This window comes from Affinundibacterium fentianense, from assembly GCF_018139545.1.
Classification (GTDB): domain Bacteria; phylum Pseudomonadota; class Gammaproteobacteria; order Burkholderiales; family Burkholderiaceae_D; genus Undibacterium; species Undibacterium fentianense.
In genome coordinates this window covers 707936-729767 of sequence record NZ_JAGSPJ010000001.1, presented here as the reverse complement: position 1 = coordinate 729767, position 21832 = coordinate 707936, and the positions used below count along the sequence as shown (strand labels likewise).

The 21832-nt window shown below is 46.2% G+C and carries 16 protein-coding genes; 6 read left to right on the top strand and 10 right to left on the bottom strand.

Translation table 11 applies throughout. From position 1 onward, the window contains the following. Positions 1 to 291: 291 nt before the first annotated feature. The 4 genes from KDM90_RS03250 (at position 292) to KDM90_RS03235 (ending at position 6674) form a co-directional block, all read left to right on the top strand. Positions 292 to 732: a hypothetical protein gene (locus KDM90_RS03250; RefSeq protein WP_212674117.1), complete on the top strand. Its 441-nt coding sequence runs from the start codon at positions 292 to 294 to the stop codon at positions 730 to 732. 284 nt (positions 733 to 1016) lie between these two features. Continuing rightward, positions 1017 to 3020 carry a serine hydrolase gene (locus tag KDM90_RS03245; protein ID WP_212674116.1) on the top strand — a complete coding sequence of 668 codons (2004 nt, stop codon included), beginning with the start codon at positions 1017 to 1019 and terminating at the stop codon, positions 3018 to 3020. Positions 3021 to 3761: 741 nt separating this feature from the next. After that, complete coding sequence (locus KDM90_RS03240; protein ID WP_212674115.1) at positions 3762 to 6059, top strand: M9 family metallopeptidase; 2298 nt, start codon at positions 3762 to 3764, stop codon at positions 6057 to 6059. 282 nt (positions 6060 to 6341) lie between these two features. Then, positions 6342 to 6674 carry an energy transducer TonB gene (locus tag KDM90_RS03235; RefSeq protein WP_212674114.1) on the top strand — a complete coding sequence of 111 codons (333 nt, stop codon included), beginning with the start codon at positions 6342 to 6344 and terminating at the stop codon, positions 6672 to 6674. Positions 6675 to 6747: 73 nt separating this feature from the next. Here KDM90_RS03235 and KDM90_RS03230 read toward each other — a convergent pair whose 3' ends face one another. The 4 genes from KDM90_RS03230 to KDM90_RS03215 all read right to left on the bottom strand — a co-directional run bounded on the left by KDM90_RS03230 (position 6748) and on the right by KDM90_RS03215 (position 12787). Further along, positions 6748 to 7221, bottom strand: coding sequence for an Mpo1 family 2-hydroxy fatty acid dioxygenase (locus KDM90_RS03230; protein ID WP_212674113.1), 474 nt, complete (start codon positions 7219 to 7221; stop codon positions 6748 to 6750). 101 nt (positions 7222 to 7322) lie between these two features. Next, positions 7323 to 8621 (bottom strand): cyanophycinase, encoded by a 1299-nt coding sequence (locus KDM90_RS03225; protein ID WP_212674112.1) that lies wholly within the window; start codon positions 8619 to 8621, stop codon positions 7323 to 7325. A 390-nt stretch (positions 8622 to 9011) separates the two neighbouring features. Continuing rightward, a complete protein-coding gene (locus KDM90_RS03220) occupies positions 9012 to 11711 on the bottom strand; it encodes a TonB-dependent receptor (RefSeq protein ID WP_212674111.1) in 2700 nt (899 codons plus the stop codon). Positions 11712 to 11833: 122 nt separating this feature from the next. Further along, a complete protein-coding gene (locus tag KDM90_RS03215; RefSeq protein WP_212674110.1) occupies positions 11834 to 12787 on the bottom strand; it encodes a MurR/RpiR family transcriptional regulator in 954 nt (317 codons plus the stop codon). Positions 12788 to 13179: 392 nt separating this feature from the next. Here KDM90_RS03215 and KDM90_RS03210 point away from each other — a divergent pair, with 392 nt between their 5' ends. Next, positions 13180 to 14298: a succinylglutamate desuccinylase/aspartoacylase family protein gene (locus tag KDM90_RS03210; RefSeq protein ID WP_212674109.1), complete on the top strand. Its 1119-nt coding sequence runs from the start codon at positions 13180 to 13182 to the stop codon at positions 14296 to 14298. 29 nt (positions 14299 to 14327) lie between these two features. Then, complete coding sequence (locus KDM90_RS03205; RefSeq protein ID WP_212674108.1) at positions 14328 to 15719, top strand: YfcC family protein; 1392 nt, start codon at positions 14328 to 14330, stop codon at positions 15717 to 15719. Between the two features lie 126 nt (positions 15720 to 15845). Here KDM90_RS03205 and KDM90_RS03200 read toward each other — a convergent pair whose 3' ends face one another. The 6 genes from KDM90_RS03200 to moaA all read right to left on the bottom strand — a co-directional run bounded on the left by KDM90_RS03200 (position 15846) and on the right by moaA (position 21679). Next, positions 15846 to 16400 (bottom strand): lipocalin family protein, encoded by a 555-nt coding sequence (locus KDM90_RS03200; RefSeq protein WP_212674107.1) that lies wholly within the window; start codon positions 16398 to 16400, stop codon positions 15846 to 15848. A 197-nt stretch (positions 16401 to 16597) separates the two neighbouring features. Next, positions 16598 to 17449 (bottom strand): peptidylprolyl isomerase, encoded by an 852-nt coding sequence (locus KDM90_RS18500; RefSeq protein ID WP_230409567.1) that lies wholly within the window; start codon positions 17447 to 17449, stop codon positions 16598 to 16600. A 131-nt stretch (positions 17450 to 17580) separates the two neighbouring features. Continuing rightward, positions 17581 to 18411 carry a substrate-binding periplasmic protein gene (locus KDM90_RS03190; RefSeq protein ID WP_212674106.1) on the bottom strand — a complete coding sequence of 277 codons (831 nt, stop codon included), beginning with the start codon at positions 18409 to 18411 and terminating at the stop codon, positions 17581 to 17583. A gap of 131 nt (positions 18412 to 18542) precedes the next feature. After that, positions 18543 to 19829 carry a molybdopterin molybdotransferase MoeA gene (gene moeA / locus KDM90_RS03185; protein ID WP_212674105.1) on the bottom strand — a complete coding sequence of 429 codons (1287 nt, stop codon included), beginning with the start codon at positions 19827 to 19829 and terminating at the stop codon, positions 18543 to 18545. Between the two features lie 7 nt (positions 19830 to 19836). Next, on the bottom strand, positions 19837 to 20466 hold the full coding sequence (mobA, locus tag KDM90_RS03180; RefSeq protein ID WP_212674104.1) for a molybdenum cofactor guanylyltransferase MobA: 630 nt from the start codon (positions 20464 to 20466) through the stop codon (positions 19837 to 19839). A 61-nt stretch (positions 20467 to 20527) separates the two neighbouring features. Beyond that, positions 20528 to 21679 (bottom strand): GTP 3',8-cyclase MoaA, encoded by a 1152-nt coding sequence (gene moaA, locus KDM90_RS03175; protein ID WP_212674103.1) that lies wholly within the window; start codon positions 21677 to 21679, stop codon positions 20528 to 20530. Positions 21680 to 21832 lie beyond the last annotated feature (153 nt).

Genomic DNA, 21832 nt, shown 5'->3' with positions numbered 1-21832 from the left:
CATCCGCGGTACTAGGAAAGCAAAACAAATTACCACTTCATTCTTTCGGCAATTCACTCAGCATCGCACGCTTCCAAAGTCTGCCATGTACCGCGTATGATTACATTGATGAGATAAATTCGGCAACGTGATCGTTGGAATTGGATTAGATTTGTGTGAGAATGGAGATGGAAGCGAGTTGAGGTCTCGCTTATTTTTTTGTGGTTTATTTGGGATGGATGTCCACTAATTGTCGTAGATGTTCGATTACAAGATGGCTGCGATCTCAGTAGTTAATTAGAGGGAGTTTATATGGTAGAAGATTTCAAAAGCGTAACAGGAACGATTAAAATGCTGGGTAATTCGATAGTTACTAGGCAAGCTCAAAATTACTCAATTATTGAGATTGAGGATGTCAATGGAAAGATGCTCGCGCTTCAGAATGTTGCAGTTGGAAATATTTTGGATAACTACTTGCGCTTAGGTGAGAAGTTGGAAATTAAGTTGGTTAAGGCAAAAATTTTCAGCAAACTTTTCGGTGATGCTGTTTATGTATATGGTGTCAGGAGAGAAGGAGGGGCGATTGTGAGCCATATTCCATCAACGTTTTCCTCGAAGAGAAATCTCAACATATTTCTAGGGTTGCTGTGTTTTGCTGGTGGGGTGACGATTCCACTTGGAATCTATTTCCTTTGGAGGGCTATCAAGCAAAGCAAGGTATTAGGGCAAATGAAGGTTGAAACGGCGGCGTGAAAAACAGTCTCAAACGCAGCGCAGTCGTATGCACGCCTGCGCAACGAATCACACTTTTTTTACACGAGCCAATTGATCGACTCACATTGACCCTGAGAGGAATTTGATTTACAGCAGCATCTCGGTAATGACGACAACCATCGAGCCCACTCTGGATCAATAAATCCATTTCACGCAATTATGCAAATAAAGTCAGTTTCATCCCATCAACGTGCCGTTCTATCGCAAATCCTTTCCGTTTTGATTCATGTGCAAGTAGAGTAGGCCTTTTTAAGGAGGATCGTATGCGCCAATTAAAACCACTTTGTCTTGCAATACTTGTGATGTTCCCGACGCTTAATAGCTTTGCTGAGAACGTTCAACCGCCTATGTCCGCTGTTGAGGTCAATGCGGTACAAGCCTCGATCACGCAGCAGCTTGATGCGATGAGCGCTAGCTTCTACAAATCCAACGAACCAGGCGCGACGGTGATCGTTACCAAAGCCGGTAATACGCTTTTGCGCAAAGGCTATGGCTTGGCGAGTGTGGTAGAAAAACGGGCGATGCAAGCGGATGATGTGATGCGACTTGGTTCGGTATCGAAACAGTTTACTGCCGTGGGTATTTTGATGTTGATGGAGGAAGGCAAATTGTCGCTGTCTGACAATCTCCAAAAGTTTTTTCCCGACTACCCAGAGAGCGGTAAGAAAATCACCGTCGAACATTTGTTGACGCATACTGCTGGCATTCCCAATTACACCAGCAAGCCTGGCTTTGTGAGCACCATCGCCAAAGACATGACGGTCGATGAAATGATCGCGAGCTTCAAAAATGATCCGCTCGAATTTGAACCAGGATCGACGTGGAATTACAGTAACTCGGGTTACTTTCTGCTCGGTGCGATCATTGAAAAAGCGAGCGGTTTGCCCTACGCCAAATTTGTCGAGCAGCGTATCTTCGTGCCACTCGGCATGAAAAACACGGCATATGAAGGCTTTGAGCGTAGCCAGCATTCGCACGCAGCAGGTCATGCGCCCGGTGCGAATGGATTTGAACCGAGCAGCAAAATTAGTATGACGCAGCCCTATGCGGCGGGTTCGTTGACCTCAACCGTCGATGATTTGGCCGTATGGGATGCGGCGATTAGTGCAGGCAAATTGTTGAAGGCCAGCAGCTGGAAACGCGCGTTCACCAACTACAAACTGACCAACGGAAAAAATACCGACTACGGCTATGGTTGGAGCATAGGCGAACTTGAAGGCTCTACCATGATTTCTCATGGCGGGGGCATTAACGGCTTCGCTACCTTTGCGCTCCGTCTACCCAAAGAAAAAATCTATGTGGCTGTGTTGACGAATGCCGAGAGTGGCTTGGCCGCATCGAGTATGGTGGCGAGCCGTCTGGCCGCAGCGGCGATGAGTAAAACGATCCCAGAATTTAAAGCGATCACTCTCGATGCCAAAGTGCTTGATCAATATGTTGGTGTTTACAAGATCGATGAAAAAAATCGTCGTCAGTTTGTGAGAGATGGCGATAAGTTGATTATGTCACGCACGAATGGGCCGACAACTGTCTTGCAAGCGTATTCGACGACAGGCTTTTTCAAAGACAATACCTCGTTGCTGCGCGTGGAGTTCGTCAAAAATCCACAGGGCGCTGTGATCGATGCGCTTGTCTACCAAAATGGCACGGTGACCCATCATGAGCGCACCAGTGAAGTAATCGCACAAGAATCGCCAGCAGTTGAAGTAGCGGCAGAGGTGTTTGACGCCTATGTTGGTGATTATGAATTAGCGCCGAATTTCATCTTGAATATTCGTCGCGAAGGCAATCGATTTGTCGCCCAAGCCACAGGTCAAGGATCGATCTACATGACTGCCGTTGCGCAGAATGCTTTTGTTTCGAAAGAAGTCGGCGCCAAGGTGACATTTGAAAAATCCGCCGATGGCAAAGTGAATCAACTGATCTTGAGTCAAGGCGGACGGGACATTCCAGCAAAACGTGTGATGGTAAAGAAAGCTGAAGCAAAAACATCTGCAGTGAAAATCAGTGCCGAAGCCTTCGATCAATATGTCGGCCAGTATCAGTTGGCACCGAATTTCATTTTGACAGTGAGCCGCGACGGCGAGCGTTTTTTGACACAAGCGACAGGGCAGGGAACCGTCGAGATTATGGCGATTGAACCTGATTTGTTTGAAGCAGTGGGCGTAGCAGCCAAACTACGTTTTGAAAAAGCGACGGATGGAAAAGTGACGCAGGTGGTCTTGTTACAAGGTGGTCGTGAAATGCCAGCGAAGAAATTGCCGTGATTTTTTTCTCGTCGTAGAGACGTGAATTTGGGTGAAATGCATGTAAGTCTTGGCGGATCAAGCGCCGCATTTCATCCATAGCATTGCTGCCGCCATGCTGCATTAGTGATTGCAGTTTGCAAAATTGAAGTGAATCATCTGTGTTGATTCATTGTAGTTTCCATCCAAAAAAATCAAAAACTCCAAAAAGCGCCGGAATAACTCATCAAGATCCTCCGTACACCTTCGACAGGTCTGACAGCGCGGTGACAAAGTGCTTTCTTACACTAGACGCGCAATATCGATTACAGCTAAATAAGCACCGAATCAAAAACAATTCACTCTGATTTACCAAATAAAATGATGTGAATCAGCATGATTCCAATGAGAAATTCGACTATTTGCAACGAAATTTGGAATTTCATTTGGATTTTGCATTTCTCATCCGTGCAAAATTTTACAGATATTTATCTTTTCAGAATTTACGCTGTTTTTGTAATAACTAGACTTTCATATATCTTTTTAATTGAATATATCATTGATATTTCTTAAATATATTTATAAGATGGTGGCGCCTTAACGATAGTCAGCTTTCTTTCGAGGGAGGGAAAGTGGGTTTTCGTTGTTGCGCACTGGTGGCATAAAAGGGCTAGTCACAGTATCCGCCTTCTTAAGCTCCATGCGCATTGCAAAGGGCAATCGAGCAGGGAGGTGTCGATTAAGCCTAGCTCATTTATCCATAAATATAAGAGGAGATTTTTGATGTCGATGAAAAGAAATTCCATCATCGCGGTGGCCATACTCGCCGCGAATGCAACGAGTATGGCACCTGTTAACGCTGCCATTCAATCCGAACAAGCAGAGCGGCACGAACATGAACACAAAGCGCTCAAGCAGGCACCGCGTCCCCATGCCAGAATGGCTTTGCCGCCCAGTGCAGAGCAGGTGAAATTTAATCTGCCGCAAAGTAAAAAAGATGTGCAAGCCTTGTATCGTACGAATAATAATTCTGCGGCAACAAAAACGGCACCCTCAATGGCACCCTTAATGGCACCAGCGCCCACGGCCGCCTGTAAGGATATGACGACCTTGGCCAATTACAGCGGTGCTGCTTTGGCGAATTATTTGGTTTCTTTGCCGGACCCTGAATGTACCTACGGTCTGTTTTCGCTAACTTCAGCACAAGGAGCAGGGATTTATTCCGCGACGAATATGAATGCCGTCGCATCCCGTTTTACGCAAGAAGCGAGTAGCTACAACGCCAGCAATATCGCCTTGGTCAATTTGACTTTGTATTTGCGGGCAGGCTATTACTTGGCATCAGGCGGTACGATCGTAGCACCGTCGTCGACCGTGATGACGAATTTGCGTGCACCGATTAAACAACTGATTGATGGGAGTGCCCTGTACGCATCGAACGCGGCATGGAGCAATACGGCGAGTGAAGTGTTTAAGTTGATCACGAACTTAAATGATGAAGCTTACTATCTGCCGAGCGTGAAAAATGTATTTGTTCGCTACACAAATACCGCGTCGAATCCGAATGCCGCAAACGGCTTATTACAAACATCGGCAGCGGGTGCCTTGACCGGCGCCTTAACCGTCATGTTCTACGCGCACGATAGAGCGAATGCAACGTCGATCATTCAAGATGCGAGCTACCCCACTGTATTAAATAATTTTGTGGTGAACAACAAAGCGGCTTTGCTGAATACCAGTACGGCGTATCAGCTGAGCGATGCGGAAAACGAAGCTTTCCGTTTTATGAAATATGCTGCTTTGCTGAATACCGTCAAACCTATGGTTAAAAACCAATTGGCGACCTCAACCATGACTGGACCCGATAGCGATCTGTGGCTGAATGCGGCAAGTGCAGTGGATTACTACGATAGTGCGAATTGTGCAGAATATGGCACGTGTGGCTACCAAACGAAATTGGCGGATGCGGTGTTAAAAACAAGTTATACCTGCAGCCCAACCATCAAAATTCGTGCGCAAGATATGACGCCGCAACAACTACAAGATTCTTGCAATATCCTCGGAGCGGAGGAGACTTACTTCCATAAAATGCTGTTAACAAATAACACGCCGCTGCCGAATGACAATAACAAGTCATTGGAATTGGTGGTGTTTGATGATTACACGAATTACAGCAAGTATGCAGGTGCAATTTACGGTATCGGTACGGACAACGGCGGCATGTACTTGGAAGGCAATCCAGCCGACGTCAATAACCAAGCGCGCTTTATTGCGCACGAAGCCTCCTGGCTGCGTCCTACGTTCTCGGTGTGGAATTTAGAGCATGAGTATGTGCATTATCTCGATGGCCGTTTTGATATGGCGGGTGACTTTGCCGCTGGAACGGCAAAACCGACCGTGTGGTGGATCGAGGGTGTTGCTGAGTATTTATCACACAAGAACAATTACCAAGAGGCGATTGATGCAGCTAAAACCGGTACTTACAAACTGAGCACGATCTTGGGCAATACCTATTCGATGTCAGATTATGTGACTCGTGCTTATCGTTGGGGCTACATGGCCGTGCGTTTTATGAATGAAAGACATCGTAGTGATATCGACGCGATGATCGCGAAATTCCGCAGCGGTGATTATGCTGGCTATCAAACTTACCTGAATAATATCGGCACACGCTATGACACCGAGTTCGCGAATTGGGTTCAGACTGTAACGGTGGCGGGTGAACCGCCACTGCCAACGGTGCCGGTGGTGACTTTGCCGACTTGCGCCTCATCCTCACAGCTTGGCAAAAACTGTGCAATCAAAAACCTTACATCCAATTCGCAAGCGTATCTTTACATCATGCTTCCAACAGGGGCGAAAAATCTCAAGCTCTATACGAATGGTGGAACTGGCGATGTGGATTTGTATGTGAAGAAAGGAAGCTATCCAACCACGAGCTCCTATGATGCTGCCTCGGTGAAAGCTGGAAATGATGAAAATGTTCTGCTACCGACACCAAGCTCTGGCGTATGGTACTACATCGTCTTAAGAGCGAAACAGGCATTTACAGGCGTCAATATCAACGCGACCTATGACTAGTCACTTATTGTGATCATTAGCTTGCTTCCCTAGCAGTAATGATTTTCCGGAAAAGCGACTCGGCTTTTCCGGTTTTTTTGTTATCTATCAGGCTATTTTTGATTACTCGGTCAAGAGAATATATTTACATTGCTACGAAAATACTGATTAAATTTTGTGCATATGTATTGCCATATGGAAAAACATTCTTTAAAATGTCGGGCTGTTTCCATGTGGCAATTGCGCTATCGCAATATGTTTGCCTTGGACTTGTGTTAATCCCCTATTTTTAATGATACGACTATGAAAAAAATGATTCTGGCTGTTGCTTTGTTGAGCTCTGTTATGACTGCGAATGCTGCGGAAGTACCTATGGTTGAAAGACAAACATGTGAAAAAGCCGTGTATCCAAAATCATCATTGATGAATGAAGAAACAGGTACAGTCACTTTGTCAATTTTAGTTGGCGCAGATGGCAATGTGATGGATTCAAAGGTTGACCAATCAAGTGGCTCAAAAACTTTGGATAAAGCCGCAGTCAAAATTTACTCTACATGTAAATTTAAGCCTGCAGTGAAAGATGGTAAGGCGCAGCAAGCTTGGGCAAAATTAGAGCACGTTTGGAGTCTCTCGTAATACCTAGTTGGCATGAAAGCTAAATGAACCGCAGACTTGATCTGCGGTTTTTTTTGCTCCGCGTTTTTGTGGATTAGTAGCGGATGTGGAGTCGGCGGTACAAAAAACTTAGTACAAATAGTGGACCGATTAGGAGGTAGCGAACATCCTCAAAAAAGGACGGTTTTTTGCCTTCAATTTTATGGCCTATGAATTGAAATATCCATGCCACCACAAAGACAATACCAGCGCTTGGTAACACATAGGCTGGCGGGATGCTCTGCAAGATCGCCAGCATAATGCTCGCCATGAGTGCCATGCCAATGGCAAAATTGAAGGACAAGCTAAAGTAATACACCAACGCCAGCAGTGCACCACCGAATGCCGCCCAGGGATGAATCGCCCAGATTAATCCAAGCACGGTCCACATGATCGTCGGGACGCAAAGAAAATGGATCTTTTCATTGATTGGATTGCGATGGCTCTCTGCGTAGTGATGCAGGAGTCGATCGACTTCACGTTCCTTGGTTGATGATGTGATAGGGTCCGATTCTTGTACAGTAGTCATATGGTCTCCAAATTCTCATTATGTAGACGCAGCTTACGACAAAATTCTGGACTCAGAAAGTCTGTGTGTGCAGTTTAGAGTGGATCTACCAAGGCTCAAACCTAATTGAAATTTTGGTAAATCGGCTTTCTTATCTTCACGGGACGCACGTCAAGACGTATATCCAACACGGTGAAGGCATCCATTCCCGTTCGACTGCTGACATAACCCTGACTACCGGCTGTTTTTGCAAATTGAAATTCGAAACCTAGGGAAGATTGCTTGTTGCGTGGATCGAAAGCTAATCCTTTCATTGAGCGCGCAGGGGATTCGATGAGATGACTTAGCAGTTCGACGACTGCGCTATTGGCCAAGATATCGCTAAGCATTTGTGGTTGCTGATCAAGCTCTTCGCTGTGTTTGAATTGAATCAATTCTTTTTCGGGCGATGGTGTGGTGAGATGGCTGGCGAGATCGTATTTGTCACCATCGCTGAGGTAATGAATGCGCGCATTCTGCATCTGAAATGGTGATCGTTTCGAGTCGTTGGGTTGGTTTAGATTCAAAACAATTGCTCCCTTGTAGCCAACCACCTCCATAAAGCGCTGCTGAAAAATAAACATTGCTGTATTTTCGTCGACGCCGAGACCGAGTGGAATTCTTTGGCTCTGCATGACGGGTAGCATGCGTGCAAAACGCCCGCGTATGATGAGGTGTTGGTCAACCAAGATATTCGGACCGATGAAACCCAGTCCCTGGTCGATTTCTCTACCGACTTTTACCTTGTTTTGCAAAGTATGTAAGACTGACTTAGCATTGGAGAACATGGTCTCGCTCATGATCGCTGCACCTGCACTCGTGCCTGCAATGAGTCCGCCACGTCGATATAGATCCCAGATCGCTTCTAGTAAAGGCGTACGAGAGCCATCTTCATTGATTAAAACCTTCGTGATTCTGCTTTGGTCGCCACCTGAAAAGTACACAGCTTGGGTGTTCTTCAATTGATCCAGCCAAAGTGGATCGCGGGCGACTTGAAAATAAGTTTGCTGCCCATCTTCATTCAGATATTTAATCGATAGTGGCAACAGGTAGGCATCAGCGCCGTATTGTTTGAGAACCTTGACTAAATGTTGACCGCTGCGCTCTGGACTCGCCGAGGCGGCAGGAATGACGGCGATTCGTGCACCTTGCCCACCTGCTTCTTGCACAATTCTTTGCCAAACCGTGCTGTTGTCGTAGCGCAAAGCCCCCCCAATGATGGCAAGACTTCCTTTGACTTGAGTGTCGGCATTGGCCTCTGCTCGAACAGGAGAACTAAACAAGCACAGAGCAATTCCAGCGTAGGATATCCAAGAAGTGAATCTTTTGATGATTCGGAACACTGCTGAATGTTGAAATGGAAATTGAAAGAGGAGTGACATGGCAGGTTTTCGGGGGAATGGACTGCATCTAATGAAGAAGTTGGACATCAAAAAAAGGGTAGCACATGTTCGGTGCTACCCTAAATGCGGGAGAAAAGCCGCACAAGAAAACAAAAAACATAACAAAACAAAAAACATAACAAAACAAAAAACATAACAAAACATTCGCGCCACGAAGACAGAACCGGAGGAAGGTGGTGCGACCTTCGTGGCGCTTATGTTAACAACACTCGTTTGCGACCCTCGTTGACGACACTCGTTTACGATTGCCGCGCAGGTAAGCCAGTTTTGATGAATAACCCGATAAGACCGATTGGTAAGCGCATCAGATCGTCTTAGACAGACGATCTAATTTGCTAGCTTATGTTTAAGGCGACACGATTCCTTTGATTATTTGAAGGCATAGTTCAATCGAACATAGTAAGCACGACCACGTGGGTCTACATATGTGGAATCAAAGCCTGCAAAATAAGTTAAAGTCTGGTTCGAGAATGGAGGCTTTGTGTTCGCCAAGTTCAAGATGCCGCCGCTGATTTTGATATCTTTAAAACCGTAGTAGGCCGCTTGCAAATCCCAAAGGCTGTAGGACGCGACAGTCGGGCGATTACCGTTTGGATCGAACTGCTGATCTTCATGATGCAATTGGAAGGTGTTCGCCAAAGTAATGCCCCAAGTACCGATATCCCAATCGGCGCTCAAGCGATGACGCCATTTTGGTGTGACATATTCAAAGCCCCATTTGCCAAGGTTGTCGAAGACTTTCGAACCTTCAGCAAATTGTTGTTCACTTTTCGTCATCAAAGTTCCCGACAAGCGTGTTGTGAGCTTGCCATAGCCCTCAAACTTCGTACGATAGGCGAGGTTAAGGTCGATACCGCTTTTGGTTTCTTTACCCTGATTTTGTGCTGTCAAGGCCCAGTTGATAATGTAACCGTCGCTGTCACGAGTGATGAATTTCTCGACGTAAGCTGGGTCGGTATCGATCAAGGTTTCAGGGGCGAATTTGATGACGTCAGTCTTGCGTACACTCCAGAAATCAAGACCTGCAGAGAATGCCGTTGCTGGTTCCCAGACGACGCCGAAAGAAAATTGTTTGGATTTTTCAGGCTTTAAGTTTGGATTACCTGCTTCCGTAGTGGGAATCTGATCGCTAAAACATTGCGAATCATATTTTGTACAACCAATCGTATCGAAGTACAAACCACCGGTTGAAGTCTCAACTTTCGATGGGTCCAAATCTTTCATTGTCGGTGCGCGAAAGCCCGTGCCGAATGAAGCGCGAAACAAGATTTCTTTATTCGGTTGATAGCGTAGCGCGATCTTTGGATTGGTTGAACTACCAATATTTCCACCGTAGGAGTCATGCCGCAAGGCGAGCTGAGCGCTTAATTCCTTGGTGATTGGTGCTTCTAATTCCGCAAAGATAGCCTTCACATCACGTGACTCGGACACGCGACGCGATTTGGAAGTGGAATAAATCGTACCGGACAAGATTTCCTCGGACGAATTGTCTTCCAATTTTTCACGACGGAATTCCACACCTGTCGCGATCCCTACTGGACCTGCATCGGTTTGTGCGATCTCGCGAGTGAAGCGAGCATCAAACACATCGCTGGTCGATTTGCCTTTACGTCCATCAATATTGCGTTCAGCACTATCGAGCAAGGCTTGTCCTTCTGGTGTTTGTGCGCCAAAGGGATTGATTTTTCCTGTTCTAAACGCAGCCAATAATTTGACGCGATCGTAATAACCGTTCGTCAACGTTTGTGTGTTGTCCGATATCGAGTGTGCGATTGCTGTGTTGTAATCCCATCCTGCAATATTACCTTCGCTCCCAAGCAAGAGGCGAGATTGATTCGACTCTTGCCCATTGGTACGCGCACCACCTGGTGCCATGCGGATACGTACATTAAATGCTTGGCCATCGGTTGGCACTTTAACGCCCGCAGAGTTGACATAAAACGCAGGGTAAAACGGCCCACCAGCAGGATAGGTCCAAGCACTACTATTCGTCCCTGTATTGCCATTGATGCCGGTCGGTGACAAACGGTACTTCGCTTCATTTTTCGACGCCGTGAATTCGGCAAAAATAGTGTGGTCACTGTCTATCGCGAGAGTGGCGCGGCTGATTAAGTTGGTTTTCGCTGACTCTGGATAAATATCGGCAGCAGCTTGATAGTCGAAGCGGCATGCACCATTAATATTGATACTTGCTGGTGGTGCGCAATCGGGCGCACTTGGATTTCCCAAGTATTTTTTTCCTGAAACGGAATACATTCCAGCTGGAAAAGTATTCGCTGAAGTGAAATTGTCAGGATAGCCTCGCGCCTCGAGCGGGCGCCATGCACTTACCGCGAAATCACGTTGCGCAGTACGGAGTTGATCGTTTTTCTTGTGCTGCAAACTAGCAAAGAAATTGAAACCATCACTATTGATATTGCCAAAACCAGCCAACAAACTGATATTTTTGTCTCCACCACCACCTTCTTGCGTACGCATGCTACCAATGCTCGCTTCGAAGCCAGTGAAGTCTTTGCGAGTAATGAAATTAATGACGCCACCGACTGCATCCGCGCCATACACTGCCGAAGCGCCATCCTTTAGGACCTCGACGCGATCGATTGCAGATAAGGGAATCGAGTTTAAGTCTGTCCCTTCTCCACCGAAGGCAAACGCTGCAAGGCGACGACCATTCAACAGAACCAGTGTTGACGATACACCAAGGCCGCGCAGATTGGCACCGGATAGCCCGCTCGAACCAGGTTTGTCGCTGATACTTGCAGACTCTTGTGTATAGCCGGTATTGGCACTCAAGGTGTTGAGCAATTGTTCTGCAGTGGTTGCGCCGGTTTTGGCGATTTCGATACGATTGATCACCTGCACCGGCAGCGCGGTTTCTGCATTGATGCGTTTAATCGATGAACCAGTAATTTCGATTTTTTGGACGACTTGATCTTGCGCTTGATCTTGGGCTTTAACTTGACCGACAAATCCTAGCATTGCCATCATTCCCAGCGCGGACCAGGTCGCCGAGGTGATTTTTTTGGGAGCAGAAGGAAATCCTTGCTTGCCATGTGTGAAGTGATTCATCGTATTAACTCCTTAGTGTTTTTAATTAGTTCAACAATTTTTTACGAAAATTTTACGAAAAAGGGCCCCCATCAGGTGTTGAATACAACGCCTGTTGATTGGATTCCATTTGGGGGAGTGACTTACTTTTTCGGTTTGCGACTTTCCAGTTGCACGGTTCTTGCGGTATTGTCGTTATTGTGTAAATAGCCGTTGAGCGCTTCCGTTAAACGGATTGCCTTCTCAAGGTTTTTCTTATTCGAAACCATCATGCTACTGACTAAGGCTTCGATGACAGCGGTTGCTGCACTAGCGCTACTTGCTAGTACTGCGTGGTTACTCGGTGCGAGTAATAAAAAGTCGCCCAATTGCGCCAATGGCGAAGCGGATGAGTCCGTCAACGCCACGATACATGTTGCATGTGCGCGCGCAAACTCGGTCAAGCGAATGACATCAATCGCGTAGCGTGGAAATGAAATGACAATGAGTACGTCTTTTTCTGAAATATTCGCCAAATTACCTGCTGCAACTTCCGTTCCACCGTAGGTGACTACCTCGACCACATGATTGCAGTAGGGTTGCAAATGTAAGGCCAATATACCCGCCAAATGGGAGCTGATCCCAAATCCCATGATGTAGACTGTTGCGGCTTTTCCTAAGCGTTGGACCACTTGTTGGATTTGCTCGTCATTCACACCCTGACTCGCTGCGTTAATATTCGCCAGTGCTGATTGCAAGCTCGCGCTCATCGGCGAGGTATGGGTTTTCCCCGCTTCAAACGTATTCCGTAATTTTTCTACTGGTGAAAAAATTTCCTGCACAGTTTCAGCGATAGAGTTTTTAAGCGCTGCATAGTTGGCGAAATTTAAATCACGGGCGAATCGACTGATGGTCGCGGTGGAGACATCACATTGTTCTGCCATATCTTCGATACCGAGCGCGGTCACCTTGACTTGATTGCGCAGTAGGTAGTCCGCAATTCGTTTGTAAGACGACGAACCTTCCTTAAGTTGCAGCATGAGTGCTTCGCCTAAACGCGATTTCGCAAACGCTAAATCGGGCGAGGGGGCATCACTTGATGTAGTGTGTTTTTTCATTTTTTTCTTCTTTGAAAAAAATTAGACATAATCGATGTTCGAACTGTAGAACGAATTAAAAAAAAATTCAATAGATATTGTCAGATTTTTTTCATAAAGATAGAATGTGTAAAAAATCAGACATTTCTTATTCGTAGATTGTTGCTCACCAATTGGAAATAGAGAAAAAAAGTTTTTTGGCAAACTGGCTCAGAGCATTGATAATGCAATTGCTTCAGCAATCGGCGACTTGATCACCAAGGATTGCAAGACTTAAGCCGAATGTCTTCCTTTTCTATATACGTTTTAGGTGATCGTCTTCGATTGGCCAGCAGGCAAGTAAATAATAAAAATGCTGCTCCTGAAGTTTGAACCTGTTTCACCCCAATCTCATTCTCGAGAAAGTAAAAACTATGCGTAACCAGAAACACCTATTGCCAGAGATCAGTTCTGGCAGTCAAAGAACGATTCACAGCTGGCATTTTGGGCGAGCATCAAGCGGAAAGAAGGTCTATATTCAGTCCTCACTTCATGCGGATGAAATTCCAGGAATGCTGGTGAGTCATTATTTACGCGAAGCACTAATCGAGTTAGAACGTGCGAACGCGATTGCTGGCGAGATCGTACTCGTTCCAGTAGCGAATCCAGTCGGCTTAGCCCAAGATATTCAAGGCAGTGCTTTCGGAAGATTTGATTTGGCGAGTGGTATCAATTTTAATCGTGGCTATCAGTATTTGACGCCCAAGCTTGAAACGACCTTGCGAGGAAAACTTGGGACAGATCTTGTGCAAAATACGCGTATTGTGCGGGAACATGCGCGCGCTATTTTGAACGAGTGGCAACCAAACAATGAAGTGACAGCGATGAAAAAGATTTTGCAGAGCTTGGCAATCGATGCAGATATTGTTCTCGACCTGCATTGTGATAATCAGGCCGTCATGCATCTTTACACAGGGACGCCACTGGCTGAAGCGACGCTGCCCTTGGCGCAATATCTTGGTGCGCGTGCCTTGCTGTTGTCAGTGCTGTCCGGGGATGATCCTTTTGATGAATCTTGCTCGCGTCATTGGTGGGAGCTTGCAGAAGCGTTTGGTCCTGCGACGCCGATTGCTTTGGGCTGTCAATCTGTTACGGTCGAATTGCGAGGGGAGAGTGATGTTGGACATGCTAATGCTCAGCAAGATGCTGAAGCAATCATTCAATTTCTGATGCATGCAGGACATATCGAAGGAAACCCAACAGAATTGCCGCAAGCCTTGTGTGCAGCGACCCCACTCGAAGGATCCGAACCCATTGTGGCCGCACGTGCCGGGATATTGGCATTTACAAGAGAACTGGGTGAGCTGATTCATGCAGGCGAGTCGATCGGGGATTTGATCGATCCGATCAGCGGGACAGTGACCCCTTTGATTGCTAGCGTGACTGGCGTTTTCTATGCTCGTGTTGCACGGCGCTATGCACAACATGGTATGCGCGTAGCAAAAATCGCAGGGCACGTTGCCTATCGTAGCGGTAACTTATTGTCGATGTAATTCGGCCAGTGAAACAGTGGAGACGCAGTATGATAAATAGAATGAGAATGCCGAATACCTTTGTCTTGTTATTCGCTTTATTAGCTATCCTTGCAGTGTCAACTTGGTTTGTTCCAGGTGGGAAATATGAAACGCATTTGGTCAACGGAAAGACCTTAATCGATCCCGCGTCTTTTCATTACGTTGCAAGTAATCCGCAGGGACCCGTTGCGCTCATGATGGCACCGATTAAGGGCTTTGTTGAGGCGGCATTGATTATTGGCTTTGTCTTGATTGTCGGCGGTGCGTTTTCTGTTTTACAACGGACGGAAGCGATTGATTCCATGATCAAGTCGGTGGCACAGGCACATACCCGTTCAGCGTTCGTCCGTGCGATGTTGATCCCCGTATTCGTTACTTTGTTTTCCTTGGGAGGCGCGAGTTTTGGTATGGCAGAAGAAGCGATTCCTTTTGTCATGATTTTCATTCCACTGGCCTTAGCGTTGGGATATGACTCGATTGTCGGCGTTTCCATCCCTTTTGTTGGCTCACAAGTTGGATTTGCGGCTGCTTTTCTCAACCCATTTAATGTCGGAATTGCGCAGGGAATTGCAGGTGTTCCCGTTTTCTCTGGCATTGTTTTTCGTGCTATTGCTTGGTCGATTGCGACTGCTTTGACGATTGCTTTCTTAATGTGGTACGCCGCTAGGATCAAAAGAAATCCTCAATTGAGTCCAACTTATGTAATTGATCAAGAACGACGCGCGGAGTTGGCGCATTCGAGCACACTTGAGTTTGCCGGGATGACAAAGATTCATAAAAGTGTTTTGTGGCTGTTTGTTGCAACACTCGCGATCATGGTTTTCGGTGTCGTGAAATACGAGTGGTTCATCAATGAAATCGCTGCTTTATTTTTGGTGATGGCTATTGCTGTCGGTGTGGTTGGTCGTTTGAGTGCTGATGAATTCGTGGACGCCTTCATTCAAGGTGCGAAGGATTTAATCACAACTGCGCTGGTCATCGCGCTGGCACGAGGTACGATGATACTCGCACGGGATGCCCATATCATTGATACGATGTTGTTTCACTTAATGCCGCTGGTGCAATCCGCGAATCCCATATTTGCAGCCCACAAGATGTTTGTGATTCAGTCGGTCATCAATTTTTTTATTCACTCAGGTAGCGGGCAGGCCGCGTTGACAATGCCTATCATGGCACCGCTTTCTGATTTGGTTGGCGTGAGTCGTCAGACCGCTGTTTTGGCATTTCAATTTGGTGAGTTTACGACACCAATGATTCCTACTTCAGGGATTACGGTTGGGGTTTTGGCTTTGGCACGAATCCCTTGGGTGACTTGGGCAAGATGGATGATTCCACTTCAGCTTATTTACTTTGTATTCGCACTCATTGTATTGGCTATCGCGTGTCAAATCGTGTGGTAAGCATCGAATCGAAAGGCTATTCCATCGCGATGAAAGGGTTTGGTCGACTGAAAAATCACGATCCATATACGGTTCCTCGTGAGGATTCGTATGAGGATTCTTATTAGGATCGTGATTATTTTATTCCTAGTTCAGAGGTTTGGTTTGAGGACTGATTTGAAATTGTGCGCGCTGATAGCCAAGTGATTCGGCTTTCGCGAATAATTGTTGTTGAACGGCAGAATCAAGTTGTGGAGTACGCGATAGTATCCATGCATATTGACGACTTGGTTCACCGACTAAAACCCATTGATAGTCGCTATCTAAGTCTAATATCCAATAATTCCCATAGAACGGTCGAAAAAAACTCACGCGTAATTTTGCGTTTTGACTGTTCTCAACTAATTTCGCGATGCCATCTGCTTTCTCTATGCTGCCATCTTTGGTTCGGCAGCGATTGAGGACACGAATTGCGTTATCAGTCAGTTGATATTCCGCTTGCGTGTCCGCCACGCACATAGATTGAAAGCGGTTCGGGATAAAAGCGACTTGATACCATTTTCCCAAATAGCGATTGACTTCAACTTGTTTCACCGTTTCCATCGGTGCGTAGTTTTCATTGCAGCCAGCGAGGAAAGGCAAAGAGAGGGCGCAAAAGCGGTACGACGATCTGATAAACGAAACAAAGCTGTATTTTTTCATTTGCATGGCTTGAGGTAGATGGTTGAAGGAGAGAAAAATATCTTAGTTCCTATTAATTTATCACAGACTGAGAGAGATGGTTGGTGTGCCTTGCGGACGCCTTGGGACACCACATGATTGTGCTAAAAAAAAGAGCTGACCCGAAAGCCAGCCCTAAGAGGGAGTTGAAACTAAATTGACAACCAATAATTGCAAGCCTATTTGGTTTGCGTCATGCCGGAAATGAGAACTGACGATAGAGGTACATCGTTCAAGCCTGAGCGGGTGGATGTTGGAACAACTTTGATTTTGTCGACTGTCTCGATACCACTTACTACTTTGCCAAAGACCGCATACCCACCCGAATTGGTATCGAGTGCGATATTGTCCACAACGTTGATAAAAAACTGCGAAGTCGCTGAATCAAGAGCTGGAGTCCTCGCCATTGCTATGCTACCGCGCACATTGCTTAAGCCATTGCCTGCTTCGAGTTTAATCGGAGCAGAGGTGTTTGCTTGGGTGAGGTCAGCGGTAAAACCTCCACCTTGGATCATGAAATCACGAATGACACGATGGAAAATTTTATTGACGTAAAAGCCTGATTCCACATAGTTGAGAAAATTATCGACGGTAATGGGCGCTTTTGCTGGATTCAGTTCGAGGACAATGCTCCCTAGGTTTGTCACCATGGTGACTTGTGGTTGCGCTGCCAATGGAATCGTCACTTGACCGGCATAAAGTGTGCTGGAAGCACCGTCGGTAATCGTGATGGGAACGGTGCCAACCGCGATTAGTTTGCAACTGAAGACCTTTTGTGTTGCTGTGCTGCCGGTCAACTCGCTAATTTTTCCACATCCTTGGTGGGAAAGATTAATTCCTAAATCAAGGTTCTTACCTTTGACAGTAATTACGCTATTTTTTCGGTAGATCAACTGGTCACTTGCGACTTCAGTTACGCTAGCTTTATTCTGCGTACTCGGCGCACTGGACGGACTGTCAGAACCGCCGCAAGCAGACAGGATCAGAATACTCGCGATTGAGGTGAGGGATAGTAAAACTGGGGATTTCAATGACTACTCCAGAAACTTCTAAACGAAGATAGAAGTATAGGAGCGGAGCGAAAATCGAGAAGTCAATTTCCTGTCCTAATTTTGTCGCAAGATGTACCAATTTGTATTGGCCACATCGGAAAATCACCATTTCAATTTCGCTTACGAAGATTGGATTGGTATTTTTTGAGACTGCGATTGATATCGTTGATCAGTGCTTCGTTTTGATTTTTTAAAATCGCGAAGCGTATACCGTCTTTTAAAACTGGTACAGGTAAGACAGAAAAACGCATAGTCTTGACAGAATTTGCATCCGTTTCAGTCGGTATTTTTATTGTATTGATAAGCGACTCGACTTCTTTCGCTTCAGTCAGTGGACTTGCGAAAATCATGGCATCGATTTGTTTGTTGATGACCTTCTTTAAGCGCGGACCATAGGCATCAATATCATCATCGGCTCGAAACAAAATATTTTTCTGTTTGTCGAATTCACCGCCATATTTTGAACCCCGAACGACGCCGATTGTTTTGCCTCGCAAATCTTCTAGAGTCGTGAATTTAAATTGGCGATCTTTGCGTGTGACTAACCATAAGTATTGGTAGACCACAGGCTCCGAGAAATTGAAAATGTCTGCCCTTTCCGGCGTTAAGCTCAGTCCGAATATCAAGCCACCCTCTGTGCTTGCCATTTTCACGGCACGATTCCAAGGGTAGATCTGGAGTTGAAATTGGATACCAAGATCTTTTTCTATTGCTGTGAATATTTTGGTAAATCGCTCTGGGATCGGTATCATTTCGCCTTTTTCGTTGCGATTTTCACCGAAGAGTAAGGGGATCTTTGTTTGCGCTTGACTCGCCTGTGTCAATAAAAAGCAAGCTGCGAGCAAGACCCCTAATGACAATACAAGACGGCAAGCAGCAATGACGAGTGTCGGTTGTGCAGTCTTGTTGCGAGGAACGCGTGTCTCTAGGAGGTCAGCCATATGCGCGAAATCTACGATTTATTTCTGTGACGCAATTATAAGTGTGAATGAAAGGTTTCCGCGAGGAGGATTGTATTTCTTAGATCTTTCTCATTGTTTCTTAAGATATTCAGGTGAATTTGTTGTTTGACCTACACTAATCCGTCCAAGAGTACGATTTGAACTGTGCTCCCCGCATCGATTGGCCCCTTGTCTTCGCTGATAACGATTAGACAATTTGCTTCCGACATGGAACGTAAAATGCCAGAGCCTTGCATACCTGTGACGTCGACTTCCAAGATTCCATCGTTGCGTTGTTGCACGATGCCTCGTTGGAATTCTGTTCTACCAGGACGCTTTTGAATGTTTTGACGGCAAATCGCTGGGATTAAGATCGGTGTTTGTGGATTTTGCCCCATCATACGCTGCAGTGCTTGTTTCACAAAAAAGTAAAAAGTGACCATGACTGCAACGGGGTTTCCCGGTAAGCCAAATAGGAATGCACTTTGTCCGTCGGATTGAATTTCGCCAAATGCCATTGGTTTTCCTGGACGCATATTGATCGACCAGAAATCGATGTTCCCCAATTTTGCGAGGACTTGCTTGGTGAAGTCTGCGCCACCAACTGAAACGCCTCCTGAAGTGATGATTACATCAGCAAGCAAGCAAGCTCGGCGTAGGCTAGACTCTAGCTCGCTTGGATCGTCAGGGACGAGACCCATATCCAACACATCGCAGTCTAAGCGCTGTAGCATTCCGAGTAGGGTGTAGCGGTTGCTGTCGTACACGCATCCGAGATCCAAATGTTGGCCTAGATCTCGCAATTCATCACCAGTTGAAAAACAGGCGACTTTCAATCGCTGATTCACCGTCACTTGATCGATGCCAAGTGACGCGATTAATCCCAGTTCTGCAGGGCCGATCCGCTGACCTTTTTGTAGTGCAACTTTACCTTGTTGAAGATCTTCGCCGCGTAGGCGCCGATTGCTGCCAGGTTTAGTGCTTCGGGTTAACAACGTAATTGAAGTGTCAGAGATTGATAAGCAAAGCTCTTGGGGGATCACGGTGTCGCAGTTGTGTGGCATGACGGCTCCCGTCATTATCTGTATAGCACAGCCAATCGGAACATGGTCGGTGAATGGGTGCCCAGCAGTTGCAGTGCCAATAACGCGAAGTTGTATTTGTTCATGTAAGGGGTCGCAATCACCTAAAAAGGCATAGCCATCCATCGCGGAATTATCATGCGGCGGCACGTCCATTGGCGACAAGATGTCGCGGGCTAAAGTTCTTCCAATACATAGATGTAGTGGAAGAACTTCTGATTGCGTCAATGGCGATACTTTGTTCAGTATGTGGGTGCGTGCTTGTTCGACAGATAGATGATTCTTCACGCTGAATAAAGCATCGCGATCGTGCGATGTTGCGTTTTGTTTTTGCATAGTAAAATCAGTTTGAATGGTGGGAATTTGTCGCGTAGCCGTTGAGTTCTTCTAAGGTATTGATGTTGCGAAATGCTTCACACTCGGTGAATTTAACGTTGACGACTTCAATGGTGGCGAGCCAATCTTTGACCTTTCGTCCACCTCCTTGTAAGAATTTCTCAAGAGATTCACGCAAACTTGTCCGAGCTAAACAAAAGAGCGGTTGCTGGTGCCATTCATCGCATGTGATTCCTTTTTCAAGACTAAGGGCAACGGCGATTTGTGCGTTGCTATTTTGCAGTGTAAGACGCAATTCTTCGACTAAATTGCGTGGTAAGAATGGTGTGTCGCAAGGCGCTGTCGCGATAAAAGCTGTTTTGCATTGCGTGAATCCGGCGTGCAGGCCTGCCAAGGGGCCTAGATAATTAGGTAGCGTATCGGCAAGTAGCGTGAACCCAAATTGTGCATACAAATCGCGATCGTGATTGACATTGATGATCAGTGATCCGACCTGTGTTTCGAGTCTATCAATAACATGCAAAATCATGGGCTTGCCGTTGAATGGCTGGAGACCCTTGTTTACTTTTCCCATCCGCATGCCTTGGCCACCAGCAAGAATTAAACCAGTGATCTGATCGGTTGAGATTTTTTGCATATTGATGGTAGTTTGTAGTGAACTAGGTCGATGTGAAAGATGACGAAGCAATTATGGCTAACTATCCACCAATATACGACATCTCAATTTTGGGGTTCTCAGGTTGAGAGGTGGTGTCGATTTGACTTCGCAATTCTGAATAGCGGTCTGCACGTTGATGCCAGATTTGCCCGACCAGATTAGAAATTTTTAGATCATTTTCCTCAATTGAAGCCAGATTGTCGCGAGTGCGTAGATGGTGCCTTAAATCATAGCCAGCATTGGCGAACAAGCAGGTGTAAAGCATGCCTTGCGTTGAAAGGCGGGCGCGACTGCATTCACTGCAGAACGCTCGACTAACACTAGAAATAAAACCGACCTCGCCACTTCCATCTTTGTGTTGAAATCGCTCGGCCGTCTCACTTGCTTTGCGCGCTGGCAGGCTGGTAAGACGCATTCCCGCAGATGCAAGTAACTGAATGATGTCATGAGTAGGAACAACTTCGTCGAGGCGCCATCCATTGGACGATCCTACATCCATGTATTCGATGAAACGCAAAATGTGAGGGGAATTCTTGAAATAAGCGGCCATTGGTACGACCTCTTGCAGGTTGCTCGTCTTTTTTACGACCATATTGATTTTTAAAGAAGAGAATCCTGCCTGCTCAGCGGCTTGGATGCCTTCAATCACGTCACTAACCGCAAAGTCAACGTCATTCATTTTCTTAAAAACAGGATCACTTAATGCGTCAAGTGAAACGGTGATTCGACTTAGGCCAGCCTCTCTCAGGATGCCAGCCTTTTTTGCCAATAGTGCACCATTGGTTGTCAGGCTGAGGTCAAGTTTGTCACCGCGACTCGTGCGAATCGTGCTCAGCATCGCAATCAGATCTTCAAGATTTTTTCTTAGCAAGGGCTCACCACCGGTTAACCGTATCTTACTGACCCCATGCGCGACAAATATTTTAGCTAAACGTACGATTTCCTCAAAGCTCAATAAGTCGCTTTGCGGAAGGTAAGGGTAGTCCTTGTTGAAAATTTCCTTAGGCATGCAATAGGTGCAGCGGAAGTTGCACCGATCAGTCACTGAAATGCGTAAATCTTGCAGAGGGCGTTGCATACGATCGACCAAGTAGCCTCGGGCTTGCTCTCGACTTTCAGATTGATTGAGCACGATTTCAGGTAACTTAACTGGCTGAAATGTGGATTTGATTGGGATGAATTTATCAGTCATAGCAGAAGTTCTTTGATGGCGTAACAATAGCATGCTTGAACAAAATTCGTGCATAGGCTTCTTGATCGTACTCAAGAATTTCTTCGTGGAAAACAAACAGCCCGTTCACATCAATGTGCGCGGGCTGTAGGGATTCGTGCTGCAGAAGTGACG